The organism is Streptomyces sp. ISL-43 (assembly GCF_018614195.1).
GTDB lineage: Bacteria > Actinomycetota > Actinomycetes > Streptomycetales > Streptomycetaceae > Streptomyces.
In genome coordinates this window covers 47,336-66,902 of sequence record NZ_JAGGOT010000017.1, presented here as the reverse complement: position 1 = coordinate 66,902, position 19,567 = coordinate 47,336, and the positions used below count along the sequence as shown (strand labels likewise).

Here is a 19,567-nt window from a genome sequence, read left to right as displayed (position 1 = left end):
TCGCGATCCAACCGCCATAAATCAACGGCATTGGGGCTAGCCCCCGTATCGCGCCGGGCGAGCGTGCGCACGGGACGGACGAGGAGGAGCGCGAGGGCGCAGCCGAGGGCGATCGCGGAGCCGGCCAGCAGGAGGGGGCGGACGCCGAAGAGGGCGCTGGCCGGGCCCGAGAGGACCTGGCCGAAGGGGATGGCGAGGATCGAGCCGCCGACCTCGTACGCGGTCACCCGGTTGAGCCGGTCCTGCGGGATGTGGGTCTGCACCGTGGTGGACCACTGGACGCCCCAGAACGCCCAGCCCACGCCGCTGACCGCGTAGCCGAGCATGAGCAGCGGCAGGGCGGGGACCAGGGCCGCCGCCAGCGGCATCATCGGGAACAGGCACATCGCGACGCCGCCGCCGAGCAGCGGCCGGACCGGGCGGAGCCGGATCGCGACGAGGCCGCCCAGGACGCAGCCGGCGCCGAAGGCGCCCTCCGCGTACCCGAAGGCCGCCTTGCCGTGCTCGGCGATGACCGAGGCCGCGCCGAGCGGTGTCAGCGGGCCCCAGACGAAGACCCCGAGCACCCACCAGATCAGGATGACCGCCCACAGCCAGGACCTGGAGCGGAACTCGTCCCAGCCCTCCCGCAGGTTCTCCAGCGTCGAGGCCGACCGGGCGGCCTCGAAGCGGGGCAGCCGCAGAGCCACCAGGCACATCCCGCTGATGGCGAAGGTGGCGGAGTCGATCACGAACACCCAGGCCGTCGAGGTGGTGGCGACCAGTACGCCCGCGAGAGCGGGCCCGGCCATCGTGGACATCCCCTCGCTGACCCGCAGCACCCCGTTGGCCTGCTGGGGGTCGGCGGATACCTGGGGCACGAGGCTGGAGGTGCCCGGCTGGAACATCGCGGTGGCGATGCCGCCGAGTACCGATCCGCCGATGACGAACGACAGCGTCGGGTGGCCGAGCCAGAGGTAGACGGCGAAGGAGCCCTGCGCCACGCACCGCACGGCGTCCGCGCCGATCATCTGCGGCAGGGGGTGGAAGCGGTCCGCGAACACCCCGCCGAAGACGACGAAAAGGGCGAAGGCGCCCATCCACGCGCCCAGGGCGTACCCGATGCCGCTGACCCCGTAGCCGAGCGAGATCATGGCAACGGCCAGGGCCACCGGCATCATCGTGTCGCCCAGCATCGAGACGATGCGGGCGGTGAAGTACAGGCCGAAGTTCCGGGTCCACAAGCGGGGACCGGGCACGGGCGGGGCACAGACGGACGACGACACCATGGGGCAGCCAATTCGCTTGGATACGAGGGGGCGTTGACCGGGTGGATCGCGGCGGCCGGCACCTGAGGATCACGGCCGGGGATCCGGCCGGTCAAGTGAATTGACCAGGGCCTCGAGGGGGTCTCGGATCGCGGGCGCGGGTTGCCGTCCTGCATAACCGCATGCAGAGTGCTCCGTGACTGAATATCTCACCGGTGACGGAGGGGACGGAGGGGAACGGGATGAGTGAAAGCCCTGCGGCGCGGCTGCAGAAGCTGTTCGAGGGCCACCGGCTGACGCCGACCCAGCGGCGCATCGCGCACTGCATGGTGCGCGGAGCGGCTGAGGTGCCGTTCCTGTCGAGCGTGGAGCTCGCCGAGCTGGCCGGGGTGAGCCAGCCGTCGGTGACCCGGTTCGCGGTGGCGCTGGGATTCGACGGTTATCCGGCGCTGCGCCGGCACCTGCGGGAGGTGGCCCCCGCCGTCCGGGCCGGGGCCGCGGACGAGGACGTGTACAACGAGTACCAGCAGGCCGTCCAGGGCGAGATCGAGAACCTGCGGCAGCTCTCCGCCATGCTCGCCGACCCGGCGCCGGTGCGGGAGGCGGGGCGGCTGCTGGCCGCGTCGCGCCCGCTGCCCGTACTGGGACTGCGCGCGGCGTCCTCGCAGGCGCGCGGGTTCGCGTACTTCGCCGCGAAGGTCCACCCCGACGTGCGGCTGCTCGACGAGGGCGGCTCGATGCTCGCCGACCGGATCGACGCGGCGGCGGGCGCCGGGGCCTCGGCCCTGCTGTGCTTCGCGCTGCCCCGGCATCCGAAGGAGGTCGCGGAGGCCCTGGACCACGGCCGGGCGGCCGGGCTGACCGTGGTCACGGTCGCCGACTCGGCCTTCGCGCCTGTGGCCCGCCACTCGGACCTGCTGATTCCGGCGCCGGTCGGGACCGGGCTGGCCTTCGACACGGCGTGCGCGCCGATGCTGCTGGGGCGGGTGCTGCTGGAGGCGATGGCGGACGAGCTGCCGGACGCGCAGGCGCGGCTGGAGGCCTTCGACGCGAGGGCCGCGGCGCGCGGCCTGTTCGTCGAGTGAGCCCTCGGCACTAGCGGTAGTTGAGCTCCGCGAGCTCGGTGGCGAGGCGTCGCCGCAGCGCCGGGATCCGGGCGAGGAGCGGGAGCAGGGCGTTGCGTACGGCTCGCAGGGCGGGGTTGCGGGTGGTCGCGATACGGGTCATCCGGTCGGTCAGTGCCACCACGCGCAGGGCGATGGGCCGGCGGGTGGCCTCGTAGGCGTCGAGGGCGTCGGCGGTGCCGGCCGTGGAGGCGGCGGCGAGGGCGCGGCCGAGGGCGTACCCGTCCTGGATGCCGGTGTTCATGCCCTGGCCGCCGGCGGGGCTGTGTACGTGCGCCGCGTCGCCCGCGAGCAGCAGGCGGCCCGCGCGGTAGTGGTCCGCGACCCGGTGGTGGACCCGGAAGCGTGAGGACCAGGCGACGTCGGTGACGGCGGCCTGGCCGGGGGCGCGGGCGTCCAGCAGGGCCTGGACGAAGGGCAGGCCGGGCTCGGCGGGGGCGTCGGCGACCGTGGCGACGACGCGGTAGCGCCCGCTGCCGGGGAGCGGGGCCACCACGGTGAGGCCGGCCGCGCCGAAGGTGAGGGAGACCTCCGCGGGACCCGGAGCCCAGTCCATCGCCACGTCGGCGAGGACGAAGGACTCCTCGTAGGCGCTGCCGGTGAAGCCGATCCCGGCGGCCTCGCGGACCGTGCTGTGCATGCCGTCGGCGCCGACGGCGTAGGCGGCGCGCAGGGTCTCGCCGGTGGCGGTGGTGAGGGTGACCCCGGCCGAGTCGGCGTCCTGGGTGACGGCGGTGACCTCGTACGGGCGGTGTACGTCGCCGCCGAGGGCGCGCAGGCGGTCGAGGAGCACGGCCTCGGTCTGGTCCTGGGGGACCATCAGGGCGTACGAGTGGGCCGTGGGCAGGCCGTCGAAGGTGACGGCGGCGAGGGGGCGGGCGCCGTCGCGGATCCGGAACCGCGTCACGGCCCGGCCGCGGCGGATCAGCTCGGCGCCGGCGGCCGGGTCGAGCTCGTCGAGGACCTCCAGGGTGCGCGCGTGGACGACGGCGGCACGGGAGGTGCCGGCCCCCTCGGCCTGCCGGTCCAGGAGCACGAAGTCGATGCCGGCCTTGGCCAGGGTGAGGGCGAGAGTGAGGCCGGTGGGCCCGGCGCCGACGATGGCGACGCGGGTGGTGGCGGGGAGCGGCATGAGGGTCTCCTCCAGGATGCCAACGGTTGTTGGCCAACGGCTGTTGGTGTAAGCATGCGGCGGCCGCCGTCGACTGTCAACGCTTGTTGGCCTACAGTTGTTGGCATGACGCGAAGCGGAGAGAGCGCAGAGGGCAGGGGCGCGCAGACCAAGGCGGCGATCCTGCGGGCGGCGAGGGAGCGGTTCGCCGCGCAGGGGTACGAGCGGACGACGATCCGCGCCGTCGCGGCGGACGCGGAGATCGACCCGTCGATGGTGATGCGGTACTTCGGGAACAAGGAGAAGCTCTTCGACGCGGCCCTCGCCGTGGACCTGCGGCTGCCGGATCTCTCGACGGTCCCGGCGGGGGAGCTGGCCGAGGTGCTCGTGCGGCACTTCGTGCTGCGGTGGGAAGGCGACCCGGCGGATGACGCACTGCTGGTGCTGCTGCGCTCCGCGGTGACCAACGAGGCGGCGGCGGCGCGGATGCGGGAGGTCTTCGCGACCCAGGTCGCGCCCGCGCTCGTGGTGGCCCTCGGCCCCGAGCGGGCCGCCCGCGCGGCCGGCCTGGTCTCCACCCAACTGCTGGGCCTGGCCCTGACCCGCTACCTGCTGAAGCTGCCCGCGGTGGTCTCCCTGAGCCCGGAAGGGGTCGTCGCGGGCCTGGCCCCGGCGCTGGCCGCCACGCTTTCGGCCCGCTGAGGTCGCCGCCCGGCCGCCCCGCCGCTGCCGGGATCCGGGCCCCCGGACCCCGCGCCGGCTACAGCAAGGCGTCCCGCAGGGCCGCGCCCGCCTCGGCGGTGATGTCGGACAGGGACTGAGCCGGCCGGGCCAGGGTGAAGCGGACGCCGCCCGCCGGAGTCACGGTGAAGCCGTGGATCGCGGGCCGCGGGAGGCTGTTGTAGCCGTAGTGGGCGGTGAAGAAGTACGCCCCCGTGTCCGGGACCGCCACCAGATCCCCGGGAGACAGGAGCGGCAGCTCCCGCGCGGCCGCCAGGAGGTCGCCCGCGAAGCAGGCGGGCCCCGCGACGTCCTGGGCTACGGGCGGGCCCGTCAGCGGGTTGCCCTTGGCGTCGTAGGGCAGGATCCGCAGCGGCCAGGCCGCCGGCGCGTACACCGTGCGGGTGGCCAGCTGGACCCCCGCGTGCGTCAGCGCGATCGGCCGGCCGCCGGTGGCCTTCGTGTACTCCACGCGGGAGAGCACCAGCCCGTGCTTGGCCAGCAGGGACCGGCCGAACTCGGTCACCAGGCCGTACGAGCCGTCGAAGAGGCCGGGGACGGCCTCCCGCAGGGCCGCCGCGTACTGCGCGTACGTCGGCGTCTCCTCGTCCGAGGCGAAGTTCACCGGCAGTCCGCCGCCGATGTCGAGCGTGTCGACCTGCCGGCGCCCGGCCGCCGCGTTGATCTCCTCGGCCAGCGCGCGCAGCTCCCGCACCCCCTCGGCGATCAGCGGCAGCGGAACGCCCTGGGAGCCCGAGTGGGTGTGCAGGCGGGTGAGCCAGGGCCGGTCCAGGTAGGCCCGTACGAGCCACTCGCGGGCGCCCGGATCGCGCAGGGCGATGCCGAACTTCGAGGTCGCCGTGGCGGTGGAGAGGGCGTCGATGGCGCCGGCGCCGGTCTGCGGGTTGATCCGTACGCCGATCGGGGAGCTGGTGGGGGCGGCGGCGACGAGCGCGTCGAGCCGCTCCAGCTCCTGGCGGTTGTCGGCGTTGACGGCGATGCCCAGGGCGAGGGCGTCGCGCAGCTCCGCGGCCGTCTTGGCGGGGGAGTCCAGGACGGTGCGGTGCGGCGCGACCCCGGCGGCCCGGGCCAGGGCCAGCTCGCCGGGGCTGGCCACTTCGCAGCCGATCCCGGCGTCGGCGAGCAGCCGCAGGACCGGCACGAGGGGCGCGGCCTTGACCGCGAAGGCGTGCAGGACGGGGGTGCCGGGGGCGAGGGCCTCGGTGAAAGCGCTGGTCAGGGCTGCTGCGGAGGCGCGGATGCCGGCCACGTCGAGCAGGCAGACCAGTGGCGAGCCCTCGTCGATCAGGCCCTGTTCCACGGCGGCCCGTACGGCCCGGTCGCGCCGCTCGGCGGCGGCTCCGGCGGCCTGCGCACGCGTTTCGACTGCCATGTCCGCCATCCCATCATCCGGCGCGGCGGGCCGCAGCTGTTGACTGAATCTATTCAGGGAGCAAGTATGTGAATGGATTGACCAACATCGGAGGAGGCACCGCCATGTCAGGACCCCGCCCCGTACGGGCCGCACGAGGTACCGAGCTGAGCACCCTGGGATGGCAGCAGGAGGCCGCGCTGCGGATGCTCCAGAACAACCTCGACCCCGAGGTCGCCGAGCACCCCGACAAGCTCGTCGTCTACGGCGGCACCGGCAAGGCCGCGCGCGACTGGCGCTCGTACGACGCGATGGTCCGCACCCTGCAGACCCTCAAGCAGGACGAGACGATGCTCGTCCAGTCCGGCCGCCCGGTCGGCGTCATGCAGACGCACGAGTGGGCGCCGCGCGTGCTGCTCGCCAACTCCAACCTGGTCGGCGACTGGGCGAACTGGGAGGAGTTCCGGCGCCTGGAGCACCTGGGCCTGACCATGTACGGCCAGATGACGGCCGGTTCGTGGATCTACATCGGCACCCAGGGCATCCTGCAGGGCACCTACGAGACCTTCGGGGCCGTCGCGGCCAAGAAGTTCGGCGGGACGCTCGCCGGCACCATCACCCTCACCGCCGGCCTCGGCGGCATGGGCGGCGCCCAGCCGCTGGCCGTGACGATGAACGACGGCGTCGCGATCTGCATCGACGTCGACCCGCGCGCCATCGACCGCCGCATCGAGCACCGCTACCTCGACGTGAAGGCCGACAACCTCCGCCACGCCCTCCAGCTCGCCGTCGAGGCCCGCGACGCCCGCAAGCCGCTCTCCATCGGCCTGCTCGGCAACGCCGCCGAACTCCTCCCGCAGATGCTCGCGGAAGGCGCCCCGATCGACATCGTGACGGACCAGACCTCCGCCCACGACCCGCTCGCCTACCTGCCGGTGGGCGTCGACTTCGACGACATGGCGGCCTACGCGGCCAAGGACCCGGCCGGCTTCACCACCCGGGCCCGCGAGTCGATGGCCGCGCACGTCGAGGCCATGGTCGGCTTCATGGACGCGGGCGCCGAGGTCTTCGACTACGGCAACTCCATCCGCGGCGAGGCCCAGCTGGCCGGCTACGACCGCGCCTTCGCCTTCCCCGGCTTCGTCCCCGCCTACATCCGGCCGCTGTTCTGCGAGGGCAAGGGCCCCTTCCGCTGGGCGGCGCTGTCCGGCGAGGCCTCGGACATCCACAAGACCGACAAGGCGATGCTGGAGCTCTTCCCCGAGAACGAGTCCCTGCACCGCTGGATCAAGATGGCCGGCGAGCGCGTCCACTTCCAGGGCCTGCCCGCGCGCATCTGCTGGCTGGGCTACGGCGAGCGCGACAAGGCCGGCGAGCGCTTCAACGACATGGTCGCGAGCGGCGAGCTGGCCGCCCCGCTGGTCATCGGCCGCGACCACCTGGACTGCGGCTCGGTGGCCTCCCCGTACCGCGAGACCGAGGCCATGCTCGACGGCTCCGACGCGATCGCCGACTGGCCGCTGCTCAACGCCATGGTCAACGTCGCCTCCGGCGCGTCCTGGGTCTCCATCCACCACGGCGGCGGCGTCGGCATGGGCCGCTCCATCCACGCGGGCCAGGTCACGGTCGCCGACGGCACGAAGCTCGCGGGCGAGAAGATCCGCCGCGTCCTGACCAACGACCCGGGCATGGGCGTCATCCGCCACGTCGACGCCGGTTACGACATCGCCGAATCCGTGGCGGACGAGCGCGGCGTCCGCATCCCGATGCGCGAAGGCGACCCGGCGTGAAGCAGGAAGCCGCCGCCGGAGCCTCGTTCCACGAGATGTGGTCCGAGCTCCGGCCCATCGGCCGGGACGCGGGCAGCGGCGGGTACCGCCGGTACGCGTGGACCGGCGCCGATGCCGACTGCCGGACCTGGTTCCAGGCGCAGGCCGAGGCGCGCGGGCTCGCGTACGAGACCGACCGCAACGGCAACCAGTGGGCCTGGCTCGGCGACCCCCTCGCGGGGGACGCCGTCGTCACCGGCTCGCACCTGGACTCCGTCCCCGACGGCGGGGCCTTCGACGGCCCCCTCGGCGTGGTGTCCTCCTTCGCTGCCCTGGACGAACTCCGCGGGAGGGGAGCGGAGTTCTCCAGGCCGCTGGCCATCACCAACTTCGGTGACGAGGAAGGGGCCCGCTTCGGCCTCGCCTGCGTCGGCTCCCGGCTCAGCGCCGGACAGCTGACCAAGGAGAAGGCCTACGAGCTCCGCGACGCGGACGGCGTCAGCCTTCCCCGTGCCATGGAGGCGGCCGGATACGACCCCGAGGCCATCGGGGCCGATCCCGAACGCCTCGCCCGCATCGGCGCCTTCGTCGAACTGCACGTGGAGCAGGGCCGGGCCCTGGACCTGTCCGGCGACCGCGTCGGCATCGCCTCGGCGATCTGGCCGCACGGCCGCTGGCGCTTCGACTTCCGGGGCGAGGCCAACCACGCGGGCACGACCCGCCTGGTGGACCGCCGCGACCCGATGCTCACCTACGCGCAGACCGTGCTCACGGCCCGCGCCGAGGCGGCCCTCGCCGGGGCCGTGGCCACCTTCGGGAAGATCTCCGTCGAGCCCAACGGGGTCAACGCCATCCCCTCGCTGGTGCGCGGCTGGCTCGACTCCCGGGCCGCCGACCAGGCCACCCTCGACACGGTCGTGACCGCGATCGAGAAGGCCGCCCGCGAGCACGCCGACCGGGACGGGATCGACCTGGACATCGTCCGGGAGTCCTTCACCCCGGTCGTGGAGTTCGAGCACGCCCTGCGGGACGAGCTGAACCGGATCCTGGGCGGGTCGCTGCCCGTCCTCGGCACCGGTGCGGGACACGACGCCGGAATCCTCTCGGCGGCCGTCCCGACCGCGATGCTGTTCGTACGGAACCCCACCGGCGTCTCCCACTCCCCGCGGGAGTCCGCCGACGAGGACGACTGCGTTGCCGGCGTCCTCGCCCTCGCCGACGTACTGGAAGGCCTCGCGTGCCGCTGAAGACGTACTGGCTGGAGCACGCCTGGCTCGGCACCCATGTCGAGCCGGGTGTAGCCCTGGACGTAGCGAACGACGGGCGGATCGCCGCTCTGCGGACCGGGTCCCCGACCCCGCCCCCGGGCGCGGAGGTCCTGCGGGGCCTGACCGTCCCCGGACTCGCCAACGCGCACAGCCACGCCTTCCACCGGGCACTGCGCTCCACCGTGCAGGTCGGCTCCGGAACGTTCTGGACCTGGCGCGACTTCATGTACAGGGTCGCCCAAAACCTCACCCCCGAGAGCTACTTCGAACTCGCCCGGGCCGTCTACGCCGAGATGGCGCTGGCCGGCGTCACGGCCGTCGGCGAGTTCCACTACGTCCACCACGCCCCCGGCGGAGTCCCGTACGCCGATCCCAACGCCATGGGCGAGGCCCTGATCGAGGCGGCCGCCGAGGCCGGCATCCGGATCACGCTCCTGGACACGGCGTACCTCTCGGCGGGCTTCGGTGAGGCGCCGAACCCCCACCAGCTCCGCTTCTCCGACGGCACCGCGGACGCCTGGGCCGAGCGGGTCTGCGCCCTCAAGCCCCGCGACCACGCCCTGATCGGCGCCGCGATCCACTCGGTCCGCGCCGTACCGGCCGGGCAGCTCGCCGCCGTGGCGGGCTGGGCCGAGGAGCGCCGGGCCCCGCTCCACGTCCACCTCTCGGAGCAGACCGCCGAGAACGACGCCTGCCAGGCCGCCCACGGGCGTACGCCGACACAGCTGCTCGCTGACCACGGCGTGCTCGGCCCCCGCACCACCGGCGTGCACAACACGCACCTCACCGACGCCGACATCGCCCTCCTCGGCGGCACCACCACCGGCACCTGCATGTGCCCCACCACCGAACGCGACCTCGCCGACGGCATCGGCCCGGCCACCCGCCTCCAGCGCGCGGGCAGCCCGCTCTCGCTCGGCAGCGACAGCCACGCCGTGATCGACCTGCTCGAAGAGGCCCGCGCGATGGAGCTGAACGAGCGGCTCAGCAGCCGTACGCGCGGCCACTGGACGGCGAACGCCCTGCTGACCGCCGCCACCGCCGACGGCCACGCGGCCCTCGGCCGGCCCGACGCGGGGCGGCTGGAGGCGGGCGCGCTCGCGGACTTCACCACCGTGGCGCTGGACTCCGTACGCACGGCGGGCCCGCTGCCGCGGCTCGGCGCGGAGACGGCCGTCTTCGCCGCCACGGCCGCGGACATCCGCCACACGGTGGTCGGCGGCCGCCACATCGTTCGCGACGGCCACCACACCCTGGTCGGCGACGTGGCCGCGGCACTGGCCGCGTCGATCGCAGCCGTCCGAGGCTGACGCCGTCGTTCCCCCCTCCGAGAGGAACCCCGTGACCACCACCGTCATCACCAACATCGGCAGCCTCGTCACCAACGACCCCGCCCTCGGCGACGGCACCCCCCTCGGCCTCATCGAGAACGCGGCGGTCGTCATCGACGGCGACCGCATCGCCTGGGTCGGCCCCGCCGACAAGGCGCCGGCGGCGGACGAGACGTACGACGCCGACGGCCGCGCCGCGATCCCCGGCTTCGTCGACTCCCACTCCCACCTGGTCTTCGCGGGCGACCGCACCGCCGAGTTCAACGCCCGCATGTCCGGCCGCGCCTACTCCGCCGGAGGCATCCGCACCACCGTCGCCGCCACCCGCGCCGCCTCCGACGCGGAGTTGGAGGCCAACCTGGTGCGCCACCTCGACGAGGCCCGCCGCCAGGGCACCACCACCTTCGAGACCAAGTCGGGCTACGGCCTCACCGTCGCCGACGAGGCCCGCGCCCTGCGCATCGCCGCCGCGCACACCGAGGAGGTCACCTACCTCGGTGCGCACATCGTCTCCCCGGACTACGCGGACGACCCGGCCGGCTACGTGGACCTCGTCACCGGCGAGATGCTGACCGCCTGTGCCCCGTACGCCCGCTGGGTGGACGTCTTCTGCGAGAAGGGCGCCTTCGACGGGGAGCAGGCCCGCGCGATCCTGACCGCCGGCGCGGCCGCCGGGCTGATCCCGCGCGTCCACGCCAACCAGCTCTCCCACGGCCCCGGCGTACAGCTCGCCGTGGAGCTGGAGGCCGCCTCCGCCGACCACTGCACCCATCTCACGGACGCCGACGTGGACGCCCTCGCGCAGGCCGCGGCGACCACGGTGGCCACCCTGCTGCCGGGCGCCGAGTTCTCCACGCGCGCCCAGTGGCCCGACGCCCGCAGGCTCATCGACGCGGGCGCCACCGTCGCCCTGTCCACGGACTGCAACCCGGGATCCTCCTACACGAGTTCGATGCCGTTCTGCATCGCCCTCGCCGTCCGCGACATGCGGATGACCCCGGGCGAGGCCCTGTGGTCCGCCACCGCCGGCGGCGCCCGCGCGCTGCGCCGGAGCGACATCGGCGCCGTCACCCCGGGGGCCCGCGCGGACCTGGTCCTGCTCGACGCCCCCAGCCACGTCCACCTGGCCTACCGCCCCGGTGTCCCGCTGGTCTCCGCCGTCTGGCAGAAGGGCCGCAAAGCGGTCTGAACCGTACTGAATCAGGACAGCGTCGGAGCGAACCGCGCCCCCTGGGCGGGTCGTTGATCCGGCGCTGTCCTTTGTCTTCCCTCCGTAAGGCCCCGGGCGTACCTTGCACCAATCTGATGTGCCGTCAGTAACTTGTGGCCCAAGGTTCGAGGGGAAGACGAAGGTGTCCGACCGGAAACGCTCCACCGCGCTCGCGCTGGCCTCCGCGCTGGCGGGAACGGCGGTACTGCTGGCCGCCCCCGCAGCCCAAGCCGCCGTGATCGACGTCCAGTACGACTGCAAGACCCCCATCGGGGACAAGTCCGCGGTCTCGCCCATCGACATCAAGGCCGTGAAGGAAGGCAGCGGCTACAAGCTGACGATGACCTTCCAGAAGGGCGTCTCCTCCAGCCCCATCGAACTCGGCAAGGGCGCGATGGCCCCCAGCGCCGTCATCCTCGTCGACGGCGCGGAGAAGGCCTCCGTCCCGGTCTCCGGCCCGCCCAACCCCGAGGCCGTGCCCGCCGAGACGCCCATCAAGATCACCGACCTCTCGGGCACCTACACGCCCAAGAAGAGCGGCAAGGTCACCTTCACCGCGGGTGTCCTCACGATCAAGGCGATGGGCACCACCACCACCTGCACCCCGGGCAACAGCCCCAAGGCGTCCCTCGAAATGGACGTGGAGGGCCCCGCGGGCACCACCGCGCAGTCCGGCTCCGCCCCCACCGACGGCACGCTCCCGCAGACCGGTCCCGAGGACTCCGCCATCGCGCTCGGCACCCTCGGCGCCACCGTGCTGCTCTCCGGCGCCGCCGGTGTGCTCTGGCTGACCCGGCGCGGCCAGCGGGCCCGGTCCTGAACGGAGCACCCCCGGTCATGCCCGCGCTCAACGCTTCCGGCGCCTTCAGCCGGCTCACCCGCCGCGACCCCGGCACGCCCGGCCGCCCCGGCAGCCGCGGGCGGCTCGGCGCGCTCCTGCTCGCCGCCGCCGCTGCCGCCCTGCTCCACGGCGCGGCGGCCTCCCCGGCCGCGGCCGACGAGCCCGGCTGGACGGCCGAGCCCGTCGCCGGCGGCGCGCCCGCCGCGGCGCCCAAGCCCGGGGCCCGCCCGTACTTCTACCTCGCGGGGACCTCCGGCACGGTGCTGGAGGACCGCCTCGCCCTGGACAACACCAGCGACCAGGAGCACACCGTCACTCTGCGCGGGGCCGACGCCTACAACACGGCGGGCGGCGCCTTCGCGGTGCGCTCCGCCAAGGAGTCCACCGGCGCGGGCCTGTGGATCAGCTTCGGTTCGGGCACCACCGTCAAGGTCCCGGCGCACACCCGCGCGGTGGTCCCCTTCACCGTCACCGTGCCGCCCGGCTCGCCGCCCGGAGACCACCCGGCCGCCGTCGTCGCCACCGAGGCCGGCCGCGAGGTGGGCGTACGGGTCCACCTGCGGGTCGGCGGCCCGGCGCTGGCGGCGCTCACGGTCGAGGACGTCTCCGTACACGGCAAGGGTGCGTCCGCGCGCGTGGCCTACACCCTGGTCAACCGGGGCAACGTGGCCCTCGCGCCCGAGCTGTCCATCCGCGCCGAGGGCACCTTCGGCGAGGTCGCGGGCCGCGGCGCCCGCACCCTGCCCGTCGAGGTGCTGCCCGGCCAGCGGGTGGAGCTGAGCGAACCCTGGCCCGGCGCCCCGGTCTTCGACCGGGTCGCACTGACCCTCACGGTCACCGCCCCCGGCGGGGCCCGCGCCACGGGGAGCGCCTCGGCGTGGTTCGTGCCCTGGGGGATCGCGGGCCGGACCGGGCTGGGACTGGTCGGCCTCGGCGGGACCGCGGGGGCCGCGCTGCTGCTCGTACGCAAACGGCGGACCCGGGCCGACGACCGGCACGGGCCGCCGCCGCACGGAAACGCCGGACCCGAACAAGCCCCAGCACCGGACCACGAGTTGACGGGAGCATCCAGGTGAGCGCCAAGGCCGGACGCGGCGGCAGGTTCAGGGCCCTCGTCGCGGCGGGATGCGCGGGGCTGGCGGGGCTCGCGGTGTGCGGGCTGGCGCTGTTCCCGGCGGCCCCGGCCGCCGCGGACGACGGGGCCAAGCCCGCCGTGGCGCTCTCGCTCAAGGAGGCCGTCAAGGGCACCGAACTGTCCGTCACCGGCACCGGCTGGCGGCCCAAGACCATGGTGATGCTGCTGGTCTGCGGGCAGAACATGATCGGCGGCACCAACAGCTGCGCCAACGCCGACGGCATCGCCGTCTCGGTCGCCGACGACGGGCACTTCTCCGCCCAGCTCCCGGTGGTCGCCCCGCCCAAGCCCTGCCCCTGCGTCGTCAACGTCACCTCCGTCAACGGGGACCAGTCCACCGTCGCGGCCCCGCTGAAGATCACCGACCACCCGGTGGCCGAGCTGCCCGCCGAGGGCGGCACCGCCCGCCTCGCGATGCTGACCGGGGTCCGCCTCAAGGGTGAGGACGGGGTGCTGACCTGGTTCGGCGCCCCGCCCGGCCGCAAGTTCACGGTGACCGTCGGCAATCTCGGCTCCGCGCCGGTCAAGGACCCGGTCTTCCAGCTCGGCACCGCCCACGGGGTGTTCGCGCCGATCTGGGAGGAGGTCCGCTGGAAGGGCACGATCCCGCCCGGCGGCAAGGCGGAGATCGCCCTCGACGCGGCGCTGTCCGCGGGCGCCCACGGCGACTACACGCTCTCCCTCAAGTACGGCGAGACGGTCGTGGCCACGCAGCCCTGGGGCGTGGACCGCCCGTACGGGGTGCTGCTGTTCTGGTGCCTGCTGCTCGTGGTGATCCCGGCCGCGATCTTCCGGATCGGCATGGCCGTCGTCGACAAGGTCCGCCCGCGCGAGCCGGCGGGCGGCCGCCACCGGGGCCCCCGGATGCCCGACGCGGCGGCGGCGGTGACCGCCCGGCTGCCGAGGATCGCGGCCGTACGGGGACCCGCGCGGGGCCCCGTACGAGGTCCCGCGCCGGCCCGACCCGTACCGGCGGCCGAACCCCCTCAGACCACCACGGCGGTACTGCCGTGGTTCACCCCGGACAGCGCGCCGGGGACACCAGCACCATCCGAATCACCAGCACCACAGGCACCACCGGCACCACAGACGTCCGCACCGTCTGAGAACAGTCCGACGACGAAGGGACAATCGTGAGGACCCAACGGAGGGTGAGCGTGGCCGCGGTCGCGCTGCTGTTCGGCGGCGCGGGCATCCTGCTGGCGGCTAGCCCCGCCCAGGCGGCCGATGTCTCCTACAAGGTGAAGTGCGTTCCGCCGGCGGGCGGTGGCGGCCCGGTCGAGGGCACGACCACGGCCTCGGTCACCGCCCCCGCCACCGCCAAGGTGGGCGACGAGGTCGAGGTGGTCTGGAAGACCGTCAAGCCGGCCTCGAACAACACCGACCTGATGGACCTGCCCAAGGACAGCATCAAGCCGATCGGCTACGCGAAGATCGGCGGGGCGCAGGCCGGCGAGCTGAAGATGGAGGGGACGCGGACCAACCCGCCGATCCCCAAGAAGTCGCCGATGACCATCTCCGACATGAAGGCCAAGCTCAAGCTGACCAAGGCCGGGGACGTCACCATCTCGCCCGGCAAGTACGACGTGGACTTCAGCGGCCTGCTCACCCACTGCACTCCGCAGGAGGAGGTCGGGGTCGGCGTCACCATCAAGGTCACCGAGGGCGGCGGCGGGACCACCGGGAACACCACCGGTACCCCGGCCACCACCGGTAACACCACCAGCGGGAGCGGCGGTCAGACCGACTTCCCGGGCAAGGCCGTCGAGGTCGCCTACGACTGCGGCGCCTTCCTCCCCGGGGGCATCAAGACCCCGGTGACGATCAACGCCAAGAAGAACGGCGGCAACTACGACCTGACCGTCAAGACCGCCAAGGGGGCGATGAAGAGCCCGGCGGCCCTGCCGGCGGGGGCCCTCAAGCCCTCGATGAACATCAAGATCGGCGGCGGTGACAGCGGCACGGTCAAGGTCACCGGTCCCGCCAACGCCGCGGCGATCGGCGCGGGCGACCCGGTCACGCTGAGCGATATGACCGGCACCTACAAGCCGGGCAAGACCGGCAAGGCGACGCTGAGCCCCGACCAGATGACGATCGACGTCGTCATGGCCCCGGGGGCCACCCCGATCGTGGTGCCCTGCACCGCGACCAGCACCGGGGTTTCCCTGGAGCTGGACACCACCGCTCAGGAGGGCGGCGCCGGCTCGCCCGGAGCCACGGGCAACACCTCCTCGGGCAACCTCGCCGAGACCGGAGCGGAGGACGAGGGCGGCATCAAGGCCCTGGCCCTGGTCGCCGGCACGGTGATCCTGCTCGGCGCGGCGGTGTTCACCTTCACCCCGTGGCGCCGCCTGCGCGGCACGAGGTAACGGGTAGGCACGGAGAAACGGAACGGCCCGGCACACCTTGCGGTGTGCCGGGCCGTTCCACGAGGCCGGACGCGTCAGTGGACGTCGCCCATCAGCGTCTGGACCTTCTTGCGGTACATGTAGATCGCGAAGCCGGCCAGCGCCGCCAGCGCGGCCTGCGCGGCGATGATGGTGGTCCCGTTCAGGTCCACCCCGGCGATCGAGAGCAGACCGGTGGTGCAGTCACCGGCGGTGACGGCCAGGAACCAGACACCCATCATCTGGCTCGCGTACTTCTGCGGAGCCATCTTGGTGGTGACGGACAGACCCACCGGGGACAGGCAGAGCTCGGCGATCGTCTGGATCATGTAGATCGAGACGAGCCACATCGGGCTGACCTTGCCGCCGTCGCCCGACATGCCCATCGGCACGACGAAGACGAAGAACGAGCCGCCGACCAGGACCAGCGCCATCGCGAACTTCACGATGGTCGACGGCTCCTGGTTCTTGCGCGCCAGCCAGACCCACAGCCAGGCGAAGACCGGGGCGAGGGACATCACGAAGAGCGGGTTCAGCGACTGGAACCAGGTCGACGGGAAGCCGAAGCCGAGCAGGGTGTTCGCGGAGTTGGTCTCGGCGAACGCGGACAGGGTGGAACCACCCTGGTCGTAGATCATCCAGAAGACCGCGGCGGCCACGAAGAACCAGATGTAGCCGGTCATCTTCGACTGCTCGACGGTGCTCAGGTCCTTGTCGCGCTTGATGCGGACGAGGACACCGATCGGGATGAGCAGACCGGCGACGGTCAGCGGGACCATGGCCCAGTTCAGCGTGAACAGACCGGCGAAGGCGACGACCGCGTAGAAGAGGGCGATGATGCCGACGGCCGCGGCCACCTTGACGATGATCGCGCTGCGCTCCTGGGCGGAGAGCGGGTTCGGGACCTCGCTGCTCTTCGCGCTCAGGTGCTTGGTTCCCAGCAGGAACTGCGTCAGACCCAGCGCCATGCCCACACCGGCCATGGCGAAGCCCAGGTGCCAGTTGACCTGCTGGCCGACCGTGCCGATCGCGAGCGGCGCGACGAAGGCACCGAGGTTGATGCCCACGTAGAAGAGCGTGAAGCCGCCGTCACGGCGCGGGTCCGTCGGGCCGTCGTAGAGGTGGCCGACCATCGTGGAGATGTTGGCCTTCAGCAGGCCGGAGCCGACCGCCACGAGCGCCAGACCGACGAAGAACATCGCCTGGCCGGGGATGGCGAGCGCGAAGTGGCCCGCCATGATCACGCCACCGGCGACGGTGACCGTCTTGCGGGCACCCCAGACGCGGTCGCCGAACCAGCCGCCGGGCAGGGCCATGAGGTAGACCATGGCCACGTAGACGGAGTAGATCGCCGTCGCGACGGCGGTCCGCATGGCCAGGCCGCCGGCCTGGCTGCCTTCCGCCGCGTCGGGGCCGCCCGACAGGATGTACACGACGAGAAGGGCGCGCATGCCGTAGTAGGAGAAGCGCTCCCACATCTCGGTCATGAACAGAGTGGCCAGGCCACGGGGGTGTCCGAAGAAGGTCTTTTCGGTGGACGGATCCGCCGAGTCCCTCGTCAGGCTGGAAGCCATGGTCGATCCTTGCTTGCTCGGGACGCGTGGCTTCGTGAGCTCAACGGCGCCCGGGACGAGTGGCCGGTACCGGCTGCGGGTGTCCCGACCCCACGCCCGGGGGTCTCGCTCCGTCGAAGCGGAGGCGAAGGAACATCCGTAACCGGGATCCACGCCCTGCCGCGCTTCTTCGCGCGAAGGGCCCGGCCCATAGGTCATTCACTGTCATCAGGCCCGGAACGGGCGTGCGACAACAATGCCCGTCCGATCAGGACAGAAATAGAGACTTTCGGCTTGTTTTGGCTCGAAAGTCTCTGAGGTAGTGCATGAGGCGTCTCGACACCATACGACACGACAGTGCCGCATATGAAAGTACTTGAGAGATGGATCACAGGCTACCGTGGAACCATCTGGGTACATTCGAAGGCGCTTAGTAGTTCATAAGCCCAGTTCGGCAGGGGTCTGCGGGCGGGCCTCTCCTTTCCCCTCCTGCGGACTACCATCACCCACATGACGCGTGTACTGCTCGCCGAGGACGACGCATCCATCTCGGAACCCCTGGCCCGCGCCCTGCGCCGGGAAGGGTACGAGGTCGAGGTCCGGGAGGACGGCCCCACGGCCCTGGACGCGGGACTGCAGGGCGGCGTCGACCTCGTCGTCCTGGACCTCGGCCTGCCGGGCATGGACGGCCTGGAGGTCGCCCGCCGGCTGCGCGCCGAGGGCCACGGCTTCCCGATCCTGGTCCTGACCGCCCGAGCCGACGAGGTCGACACGGTCGTCGGCCTGGACGCCGGCGCCGACGACTATGTGACCAAGCCCTTCCGCCTCGCCGAACTGCTCGCCCGGGTCCGGGCCCTGCTGCGGCGCGGCGCCACCGAGGCCTCCCAGGCCCCCGCCACCCACGGGGTGCGGATCGACGTCGAGTCGCACCGCGCGTGGATGGGCGAGGAGGAGCTCCAGCTCACGGCCAAGGAGTTCGACCTGCTGCGGGTCCTCGTCCGCGACGCGGGCCGGGTCGTCACCCGCGACCAGCTGATGCGCGAGGTCTGGGACACCACCTGGTGGTCCTCCACCAAGACCCTCGACATGCACATCTCCTGGCTGCGCAAGAAGCTCGGCGACGACGCGGCCAACCCCCGCTACATCGCCACCGTCCGGGGCGTCGGCTTCCGCTTCGAGAAGAGCTGAGCCGCTTTCCCCGCCCCCTTTGGGGCATTCTCTAAGCCATGCGCCGCCGTCTGATCAACTCCACGCTCGCCGTGGTGCTCGTCGTCATCGCCGTCTTCGGCGTCTCCCTCGTCATCGTGGAGACCCGCACCATCACCAGCAGCGCCCAGGACCGCATCGAGTCCGAGGCGCTGCGGCTGGTGGGCATCGTCGAGGGCAGCGTCCTGGAGAAGCGGCCCGTCGACGCCGGGGCACTGGCCGAGCAGCTCGACAGCGGCCGGTACGCGCGGATCACGATCCCCGGCCGTCCGACGATCGAGATCGGCCGGCAGATCGAGGACAGCGTCATCCGGGGCACGGCGCGCGGTGAACAGGGCGAGGTCGCGGTCGTCGAGGAGCCCCGCTCCACCGTCACCAAGGAGGTCGGGCGGACCCTGGCCGTGGTCGGCGCCGTCGCACTGCTCGCCGTCGTGGCGGCCGTCCTGCTCGCCGTACGCCAGGCCAACCGGCTGGCCTCCCCGCTCACCGACCTCGCCGAGACGGCCGAGCGCCTGGGATCGGGCGACCCGCGGCCCCGGCACAAGCGGTACGGGGTCCCCGAGCTGGACCGGGTCGCGGACGTACTGGACTCCAGCGCCGAGCGGATCGGGCGCATGCTCACCGCCGAGCGGCGCCTGGCCGCGGACGCCTCGCACCAGCTGCGGACCCCGCTGGCGGCCCTGTCGATGCGGCTGGAGGAGATCACCGTCACCGACGACCTGGAGACCGTACGGGAGGAGGCCACGATCGCCCTCACCCAGGTGGAGCGGCTCACCGACGTCGTGGAGCGGCTGCTGACGAACTCCCGGGACCCCCGCACGGGCTCGGCGGTCCCCTTCGACCTGGACGAGGTCGTCAAACAGCAGCTGGAGGAGTGGCGGCCCGCCTACCGCAGCGCGGGCCGGGCCGTCGTGCGCTCGGGGAAGACCGGCATCCGCGCCGTGGGCACCCCGGGCGCGGTCTCGCAGGTGCTGGCGACCCTGGTGGAGAACTCCCTCATGCACGGGGGCGGCACCGTGGCGCTACGGACCCGCGTGATCGGCAACCAGGCCGTACTGGAGGTCACGGACGAGGGGCCGGGGGTCCCGGCGGACCTCGGCAACCGGATCTTCGAGCGGGCCATCAGCGGCCGCAACTCCACCGGCATCGGCCTCGCGGTGGCCCGGGACCTCGCCGAGGCGGACGGCGGCCGCCTGGAGCTGCTCCAGACGCAGCCGCCGGTGTTCGCGCTGTTCCTCAGCCGGACCGCGCCGGACCGCACCGAGCCGGAGCAGACGGTCCGCTGACCGGCCG

At 72.9% G+C, this 19,567-nt stretch carries 16 protein-coding genes; 12 read left to right on the top strand and 4 right to left on the bottom strand.

Annotated elements, in window-relative coordinates:
* Positions 1-1,238: MFS transporter (locus J7F03_RS10785; RefSeq protein WP_308379345.1), on the bottom strand; the 1,238-nt coding region annotated here is incomplete at its 3' end.
* A gap of 251 nt (positions 1,239-1,489) precedes the next feature.
* Between J7F03_RS10785 and J7F03_RS10780 the strand changes: the two genes are divergently transcribed.
* Positions 1,490-2,332, top strand: coding sequence for a MurR/RpiR family transcriptional regulator (locus tag J7F03_RS10780; protein ID WP_214948482.1), 843 nt, complete (start codon positions 1,490-1,492; stop codon positions 2,330-2,332).
* A gap of 10 nt (positions 2,333-2,342) precedes the next feature.
* Here the strand turns inward: J7F03_RS10780 and J7F03_RS10775 are convergent, their stop codons facing one another.
* Entirely contained in the window at positions 2,343-3,503 is a 1,161-nt protein-coding gene (locus J7F03_RS10775; protein ID WP_214948481.1) for an NAD(P)/FAD-dependent oxidoreductase, read from the bottom strand.
* A 105-nt stretch (positions 3,504-3,608) separates the two neighbouring features.
* Between J7F03_RS10775 and J7F03_RS10770 the strand changes: the two genes are divergently transcribed.
* Positions 3,609-4,184: a TetR family transcriptional regulator gene (locus J7F03_RS10770; RefSeq protein WP_214948480.1), complete on the top strand. Its 576-nt coding sequence runs from the start codon at positions 3,609-3,611 to the stop codon at positions 4,182-4,184.
* Positions 4,185-4,242: 58 nt separating this feature from the next.
* Here the strand turns inward: J7F03_RS10770 and J7F03_RS10765 are convergent, their stop codons facing one another.
* Entirely contained in the window at positions 4,243-5,595 is a 1,353-nt protein-coding gene (locus tag J7F03_RS10765; RefSeq protein ID WP_214948479.1) for a diaminopimelate decarboxylase, read from the bottom strand.
* 104 nt (positions 5,596-5,699) lie between these two features.
* Between J7F03_RS10765 and hutU the strand changes: the two genes are divergently transcribed.
* The 8 genes from hutU to J7F03_RS10725 all read left to right on the top strand — a co-directional run bounded on the left by hutU (position 5,700) and on the right by J7F03_RS10725 (position 15,497).
* Positions 5,700-7,364: a urocanate hydratase gene (hutU, locus tag J7F03_RS10760; RefSeq protein ID WP_214948478.1), complete on the top strand. Its 1,665-nt coding sequence runs from the start codon at positions 5,700-5,702 to the stop codon at positions 7,362-7,364.
* 35 nt (positions 7,365-7,399) lie between these two features.
* On the top strand, positions 7,400-8,590 hold the full coding sequence (locus tag J7F03_RS10755) for an allantoate amidohydrolase (RefSeq protein WP_214948488.1): 1,191 nt from the start codon (positions 7,400-7,402) through the stop codon (positions 8,588-8,590).
* A complete protein-coding gene (locus J7F03_RS10750; RefSeq protein WP_214948477.1) occupies positions 8,581-9,921 on the top strand; it encodes a formimidoylglutamate deiminase in 1,341 nt (446 codons plus the stop codon). The genes J7F03_RS10755 and J7F03_RS10750 overlap by 10 nt, the downstream gene beginning before the upstream one ends.
* Before the next feature lie 31 nt (positions 9,922-9,952).
* On the top strand, positions 9,953-11,131 hold the full coding sequence (gene hutI / locus J7F03_RS10745) for an imidazolonepropionase (protein ID WP_214948476.1): 1,179 nt from the start codon (positions 9,953-9,955) through the stop codon (positions 11,129-11,131).
* Positions 11,132-11,294: 163 nt separating this feature from the next.
* Positions 11,295-11,972: an LPXTG cell wall anchor domain-containing protein gene (locus tag J7F03_RS10740; RefSeq protein ID WP_214948475.1), complete on the top strand. Its 678-nt coding sequence runs from the start codon at positions 11,295-11,297 to the stop codon at positions 11,970-11,972.
* Between the two features lie 17 nt (positions 11,973-11,989).
* Positions 11,990-13,069, top strand: coding sequence for a DUF916 domain-containing protein (locus J7F03_RS10735; RefSeq protein ID WP_214948474.1), 1,080 nt, complete (start codon positions 11,990-11,992; stop codon positions 13,067-13,069).
* Positions 13,066-14,265, top strand: coding sequence for a hypothetical protein (locus J7F03_RS10730; protein WP_308379344.1), 1,200 nt, complete (start codon positions 13,066-13,068; stop codon positions 14,263-14,265). The genes J7F03_RS10735 and J7F03_RS10730 overlap by 4 nt, the downstream gene beginning before the upstream one ends.
* 14 nt (positions 14,266-14,279) lie before the next feature.
* Complete coding sequence (locus tag J7F03_RS10725; RefSeq protein ID WP_214948473.1) at positions 14,280-15,497, top strand: hypothetical protein; 1,218 nt, start codon at positions 14,280-14,282, stop codon at positions 15,495-15,497.
* A gap of 74 nt (positions 15,498-15,571) precedes the next feature.
* On the opposite strand, the gene J7F03_RS10720 is transcribed toward J7F03_RS10725, so the two are convergent.
* Positions 15,572-17,089 (bottom strand): peptide MFS transporter, encoded by a 1,518-nt coding sequence (locus J7F03_RS10720; protein ID WP_214948472.1) that lies wholly within the window; start codon positions 17,087-17,089, stop codon positions 15,572-15,574.
* A 489-nt stretch (positions 17,090-17,578) separates the two neighbouring features.
* Here J7F03_RS10720 and J7F03_RS10715 point away from each other — a divergent pair, with 489 nt between their 5' ends.
* Both J7F03_RS10715 and J7F03_RS10710 read left to right on the top strand, forming a co-directional pair.
* Entirely contained in the window at positions 17,579-18,256 is a 678-nt protein-coding gene (locus tag J7F03_RS10715; protein WP_007264490.1) for a response regulator transcription factor, read from the top strand.
* 38 nt (positions 18,257-18,294) lie between these two features.
* A complete protein-coding gene (locus tag J7F03_RS10710) occupies positions 18,295-19,560 on the top strand; it encodes an ATP-binding protein (RefSeq protein WP_214948471.1) in 1,266 nt (421 codons plus the stop codon).
* Positions 19,561-19,567: the final 7 nt, after the last annotated feature.

Excerpts from the sequence above, each read along its gene's own strand:
- J7F03_RS10735 (WP_214948474.1), top strand. The coding sequence starts at position 11,990 with ATGCCCGCGCTCAACGCTTCCGGCGCCTTCAGCCGGCTCACCCGCCGC.
- J7F03_RS10770 (WP_214948480.1), top strand. The coding sequence starts at position 3,609 with ATGACGCGAAGCGGAGAGAGCGCAGAGGGCAGGGGCGCGCAGACCAAG.
- J7F03_RS10755 (WP_214948488.1), top strand. The coding sequence starts at position 7,400 with ATGTGGTCCGAGCTCCGGCCCATCGGCCGGGACGCGGGCAGCGGCGGG.
- J7F03_RS10710 (WP_214948471.1), top strand. The coding sequence starts at position 18,295 with ATGCGCCGCCGTCTGATCAACTCCACGCTCGCCGTGGTGCTCGTCGTC.
- J7F03_RS10715 (WP_007264490.1), top strand. The coding sequence starts at position 17,579 with ATGACGCGTGTACTGCTCGCCGAGGACGACGCATCCATCTCGGAACCC.
- J7F03_RS10775 (WP_214948481.1), bottom strand. The coding sequence starts at position 3,503 with ATGCCGCTCCCCGCCACCACCCGCGTCGCCATCGTCGGCGCCGGGCCC.
- hutU (WP_214948478.1), top strand. The coding sequence starts at position 5,700 with ATGTCAGGACCCCGCCCCGTACGGGCCGCACGAGGTACCGAGCTGAGC.
- J7F03_RS10780 (WP_214948482.1), top strand. The coding sequence starts at position 1,490 with ATGAGTGAAAGCCCTGCGGCGCGGCTGCAGAAGCTGTTCGAGGGCCAC.
- J7F03_RS10765 (WP_214948479.1), bottom strand. The coding sequence starts at position 5,595 with ATGGCAGTCGAAACGCGTGCGCAGGCCGCCGGAGCCGCCGCCGAGCGG.
- J7F03_RS10720 (WP_214948472.1), bottom strand. The coding sequence starts at position 17,089 with ATGGCTTCCAGCCTGACGAGGGACTCGGCGGATCCGTCCACCGAAAAG.